This is a genomic window from Mesorhizobium sp. M2A.F.Ca.ET.067.02.1.1 (assembly GCF_004023285.1).
Taxonomy (GTDB): Bacteria; Pseudomonadota; Alphaproteobacteria; order Rhizobiales; family Rhizobiaceae; genus Mesorhizobium.
This window is the reverse complement of the sequence record NZ_RZSB01000461.1, coordinates 1-4,873: the sequence shown is the minus strand read 5'-3', so window position 1 is coordinate 4,873 and position 4,873 is coordinate 1. Positions and strand designations below refer to the sequence as shown.

Sequence of the window (4,873 nt, the reverse complement as noted above, 5' to 3'; positions counted from 1 at the left end):
GGCGAGGAGCGGATAGAGCGCGGTGCGCAGACCCTCGATCAGGTCCGGCAGCGGATATTTGAATTAGCGGTATTCGCCCTTGCCGAAGCCGTGGCGGGCCATCACCACATGGCTACGGAAATGCTCCTCATGCGGATAGAGGCCGGCGATTTCGGCGCATTCTTCCGCCGACACCAGGCCCGGCATGACGGCGCAGCCATGCATGTTGAGTTCGGAGACCAAGGCTCGCCAATCCTGAGCGGCGACGCGGGATTCGGAGGACCGGCTGGCGCGCTTGGTGTTCAGGGAGTGGATGGTCATCGGGATGGCTCCTTGCTCGCCATCAAAGTGGGGCGAAGCCAATGTAAGGGCCACCCGATTCCTGCGGAGTGAATGAGATCGTTGGAGAAGCCGGCAGGACAGAGGGGGGCGCGAAGGAACTCGACCTAGGCCTTCCTCCGATACCCATCCAGCTCCGGGTCGAGATCCACCTTCACCGCATTGGTGAACACGCAGGTCGCCACCATGATGCCGGCGAAGGCGGTGAGATTGACCAGCAGCGTTTCGTCGTAGCGGGCCTTGAGCGCGGCCCAGGTCTCGTCCGGAACGGCATTGGCATCGGCCGCGACCGCCTTGCCGAAGCCGATCAAAAGCGCCTCATCCGCGGTGGGATCGATCGCTTCGGGATCGAGCCCGCCCTCGATCAGCGCCCTGCGGAAGAAGGTGACCGGAATCTCCGCGCGCATCGTCTCGGCAATCGCCTTCGAGGACAGCCAGATGGCGCGGTCGTCTAGCGTGGGCTTGAGAAGATCGCGCAGCGTGAACCATTCGGCGTAGATGCGGTGCGCGGCCGGCGAATGAAGCAGGATGCGCTTCATGTTGGTCATGCGGCCGCGCAGCTTGAGCTCGCGGTCATGCTCGGCGCGGATGTCGTCGGAGGCGGTGGCGTAGTCGATTGCGGAGAGATGCGCCATCGGACTCACCCGAGCGTCGCGTGAAGCGCCGGCGCGCCGCGCAGCGTGTTGGAGACGGTGCAGATGCCCTCGGCGTCCGCCAGGATACGTTCTTTCGTCGCGGCATCGAGATCGCCGGTGATCTCGAGCTTGATGGTGAACGTCTCGACCCGCGAGGGCTCGTCCTTCGCCTTCTCACCGGTGACCTCCGCCCTCACCTCGCCGAGCCTGTCGGCGACGCCGAGGCGGGTCGCGGCGATGCGGGCGCTGAGCACCATGCAGGCGGCCAAGGAGGCATAGAGCAGGTCAAGCGGGCTGAAGCCGGGGGCGCTGACCTGCGTGACGACATCGACCATGCCACCGGTCGGGGTGGTTATCGTCGGCAGGCCGCCCAGCGGCATGACGGCGAGCGCGCCGGCGTTGCGGGTTCTGATCTTGAAGTCAGCCATCGTGTCGTCTCCAGTTTGGAGGCTATTGATAGCGGACGCGAATTGACGAGGACAACAATTGACGAGGACAACCTGCAACGTCAGCGCTGCCCCTCATTGTCCTGCCGGACATTTCTCCCCGTATAGTGACGGGGAGAAAGGGCTTGTCGCGGGCGTCGCGTCCCCGCCTTCTCCCCGTTCACGGGGAGAAGGTGCCCGAAGGCGGATGAGGGGCGGCGCCGGCGCCTGAAAGGCAGCGTGGGCGCCCTATGAAGGCCCCCTCTCCGTCCGCTTCGCGGACACCTCTCCCCGCCTTTGGCGGGGCGAGGAAAACGCTACTTCGTCAGATCCAGCGCCGCCGTCAGATCGCCCATCGGCGGCTGGTCGTTGTTGCGCAGCGCCTTCTCGCGGGCGACGATGCCTTGCAGCACCGGCAGGTCGTAGCGGTTGGTGATGAAGCGCAGGATCGAGGTGGTGTCGTACTGCGTGTGGTCGACCATGCCCATCTTCGCATAGGGCGAGATGATGAAGGCTGGGACGCGGTTGCCCGGGCCCCAGCGGTCGGCCTTGGGCGGCGCGACGTGATCCCAGAAGCCGCCATTCTCGTCATAGGTGACGACCACCAGCATATGCGCCCATTGCGGGCTCTTCTCCAGATGCGAAACGATGTCGGCCAGATGCTGGTCGCCCGAGGTCACGTCGGCATAGCCGGCATGTTCGTTGAGGTTGCCCTGCGGCTTGTAGAATGAGACCTGCGGCAGCTTGCCGTCGTCGATCGCCTTGATGAACTCTTCGCCGCCGAGGCCGCCATCCTTGATGTGCTCGGCGCGCGCAGCAGTGCCCGGCGCATAGGCCGCGAAATAGTTGAAGGGCTGGTGGTGGAACTGGAAGTTCGGCACCGGCGTCGCGTTCTTGCCGTCGAGCGCCGCCTCCCACGCGCCCGAATACCAAGCCCAGGAAACGCCCTTCAGCGACAGGAGATCGCCGATGGTGATCTCGTGCTGCGGCGGCAGGGTGGTCGGCGCAGCCGGATCGGCGAGCGCCTTGTCGCCGCCCTCGGCCGGCTTGTTGGCGCTCGGCTGGTAGGGCGGCTGCATGGTGTTGACGGCATAAAAGTCTGGAGTGATTGCGCCGTCATTGGCGAATTTCGGCACGCCGCCGAGCGCGGAGGCCGGCGAATTGTCGGCCGGCTTCAGCGTCACGCCATCCGGCTCGACGACGGCGATCTGGCCCTTCACCGGGCTGGTGTCGGCATTCGGATAGTAGGGCACGCAGGCGCAGGCGAGCATGAAGTGGTTGAGGAAGGAGCCGCCGAAGGCGCCTTGGAAGAAATTGTCGGCCAGAACGTACTTCTTGGCGATCGCCCACATCGGCAGGTTGGAGCCGTCGTAATGGCCCATCACCAGCGAGCCGGAATCGGCCCAGGCGACGAACTTGTCGTTCTTGCCGCCGTCGATCTGCATCTGCTCCTGGTAGAAGCGGTGCCAGAGGTCATGCGTGACGACGTTGGTGCCCTCGTTGAAGCCGTTCGGATCGTCGATGGCGAATGTCGCATTGGCGAGATGCGCGCTCTGCGCTTCCGTCACCGCCGGCGTGACGCCCTTGCCGGTCAGCCCGCCCCAGGCCGGCGGCAATTCGGAAAGCGGCGTGCCGTCACGGTCGAGCTGGCGCGCCTGGCCGGGCGACACATTCGCCAGGCCGTTGGCACCGGGGAAGCCGCCATAGAGGTTATCGAAGCTGCGGTTCTCAGCGTAGATGACGACGACGGTGTCGATCTTGTCGTAGCCGGGGGGAGCCGCGTGGGCAGGAGCAGCGAGCGATGCCAGCGCCGTGGTGGCGAGGCAAAGGGAGAGAAGGGACCGGATCATTGGGAAATGCCTCGTGGCTTGGGGATGGCTGGAGGACGGCAATGCAGGAACGCAGATGCATCAATGCCCAGCTACTTCGATGCCTTGTCACCTTTGTGACAGTTCCGTCCCCGTCAAACACGGTTTCGTGAGCGGGACGGCCAGTCATCAATCTGTTGCACTTGAACCTTACGTCGCGAACGAAATCGGGCGAAGGAAATCAGGGATGTCGCCGCGCACGATGAGACGGAAAAATCACGCGATCGCCCTGCTGGCAGCTTCGATCGTCGGCGCCAATACCGCGGAGCCATTGGGCGTCCATCCCGGCCCAATGACGCGCGCGCAAGCCTATGCCCGCGCCGACGCGCTGACGGCGCTCGGACGGCAGATGTTCTTCGACCCTTCGCTCTCTGCTTCCGGCAAGCAGGCCTGCTCGTCCTGCCACGATCCCAATCACGCCTTCGGACCGGCCTCGGCCTCGCCGGTCGAGATGGGCGGAGCCAAGCTCGACCAGCCCGGCGTGCGCGCCGTGCCGTCGCTGCGCTATTTGCAGGCAGCGCCAGCCTTCAGCGAGCATTTCTACGACTCTGAGGACGAAGGAGACGAGAGCGTCGACAACGGCCCGACCGGCGGCCTGACCTGGGACGGCCGCGCCGACCACGGCAAGGACCAGGCGAGAATCCCGCTGCTGTCGCCCTTCGAGATGGGCAACAAGGACAAGGCCCAGGTGGCCGCCAGCCTGGGCAAGGCGCCCTATGCCGACGCCTTCAAGGCCGCCTTCGGCGCCGATGTCTTCGACCATCCGCAGGACGCTTTTGATGCCGCGGTGGAAGCGCTCGGCACCTTCGAGCAAAGCAGCGCCGATTTCTATCCCTATTCCAGCCGCTATGACGCCTTCCTCGCCGGCAAGGCGCAGCTCTCGGCGCAGGAATTGCGCGGCCGGATGCTGTTCGAGGACGAGGCGAAGGGCAATTGCGCGAGCTGCCATTTGAGCGAGCCCGCCAATGACGGCGAGCCGCCGCAGTTCACCGACTACGGCCTGATCGCGATTGCCGTGCCGCGCAATCCGGCGATCCCCGCCAATTCCGATCCTGATAATTTCGACCTCGGCCTGTGTGGCCCGCTGCGCACCGACTTCAAGGGCCGCGCCGAGTATTGCGGCCTGTTCGAGACGCCGACGCTGCGCAACGTGGCCTTGCGCAAAAGCTTCTTCCACAATGGCTATTTACACACCCTGCGCGACGCGGTCGCCTTCTATTCCAGCCGCGACAGCGATCCGGCGCGCTGGTACCCGAAGAATGCCGACGGCACGGTCGACAAATTCGACGATCTGCCAAGAGCTTACTGGCCGAACCTCAACACCGACCCGCCGTTCAACGGCAGAAAGCCCGGCGACAAGCCGTCGCTGACCGATGCCGAGATCGACGACATCGTCGCCTTCCTCGGCACGCTGACCGATGCCGACCAGGCGGGGCACTGAGGCTGGGGGCCAGTCAGAAAGGCGCGCCGCAAGATTGATTCAAGGCGGTGCGGGCTCGGTTGCCGCTTCTCATTGCGCGAGCGCGTAGCGGCTCACCACCATGCCGCAGGCATAGGACTTCGAGCCGAGGAGCGTCAGCCTGGCGAACCCGCTTTTGTCGAAGATGCGGCGGCCTTTCCCCAGCAC

General features: G+C 65.1%; 4 protein-coding genes and 1 pseudogene. 1 reads left to right on the top strand and 4 read right to left on the bottom strand.

Going from position 1 to position 4,873, the window contains the following annotated elements; translation table 11 throughout:
- The 4 genes and pseudogenes from EOA28_RS25050 to EOA28_RS25035 form a co-directional block, all read right to left on the bottom strand.
- Window positions 1–300 (bottom strand): annotated as a pseudogene (locus EOA28_RS25050) (proline hydroxylase); the annotation flags it as partial.
- 125 nt (window positions 301–425) lie between these two features.
- Window positions 426–953, bottom strand: a complete 528-nt coding sequence (locus EOA28_RS25045) for a hypothetical protein (RefSeq protein WP_127253636.1) — start codon at window positions 951–953, stop codon at window positions 426–428.
- Window positions 954–958: 5 nt separating this feature from the next.
- A complete protein-coding gene (locus tag EOA28_RS25040; protein WP_127253635.1) occupies window positions 959–1,381 on the bottom strand; it encodes an OsmC family protein in 423 nt (140 codons plus the stop codon).
- Window positions 1,382–1,695: 314 nt separating this feature from the next.
- Window positions 1,696–3,228 (bottom strand): acid phosphatase, encoded by a 1,533-nt coding sequence (locus EOA28_RS25035; protein ID WP_127386047.1) that lies wholly within the window; start codon window positions 3,226–3,228, stop codon window positions 1,696–1,698.
- A 205-nt stretch (window positions 3,229–3,433) separates the two neighbouring features.
- On the opposite strand from EOA28_RS25035, the gene EOA28_RS25030 reads away from it, so the two are divergent.
- Window positions 3,434–4,687: a cytochrome-c peroxidase gene (locus tag EOA28_RS25030; RefSeq protein ID WP_127253376.1), complete on the top strand. Its 1,254-nt coding sequence runs from the start codon at window positions 3,434–3,436 to the stop codon at window positions 4,685–4,687.
- Window positions 4,688–4,873: the final 186 nt, after the last annotated feature.

Bases quoted from the DNA above. Each gene is read 5' to 3' on its own strand.
- EOA28_RS25040 (WP_127253635.1), bottom strand. From the start codon at position 1,381: ATGGCTGACTTCAAGATCAGAACCCGCAACGCCGGCGCGCTCGCCGTC.
- EOA28_RS25030 (WP_127253376.1), top strand. From the start codon at position 3,434: ATGTCGCCGCGCACGATGAGACGGAAAAATCACGCGATCGCCCTGCTG.
- EOA28_RS25045 (WP_127253636.1), bottom strand. From the start codon at position 953: ATGGCGCATCTCTCCGCAATCGACTACGCCACCGCCTCCGACGACATC.
- EOA28_RS25035 (WP_127386047.1), bottom strand. From the start codon at position 3,228: ATGATCCGGTCCCTTCTCTCCCTTTGCCTCGCCACCACGGCGCTGGCA.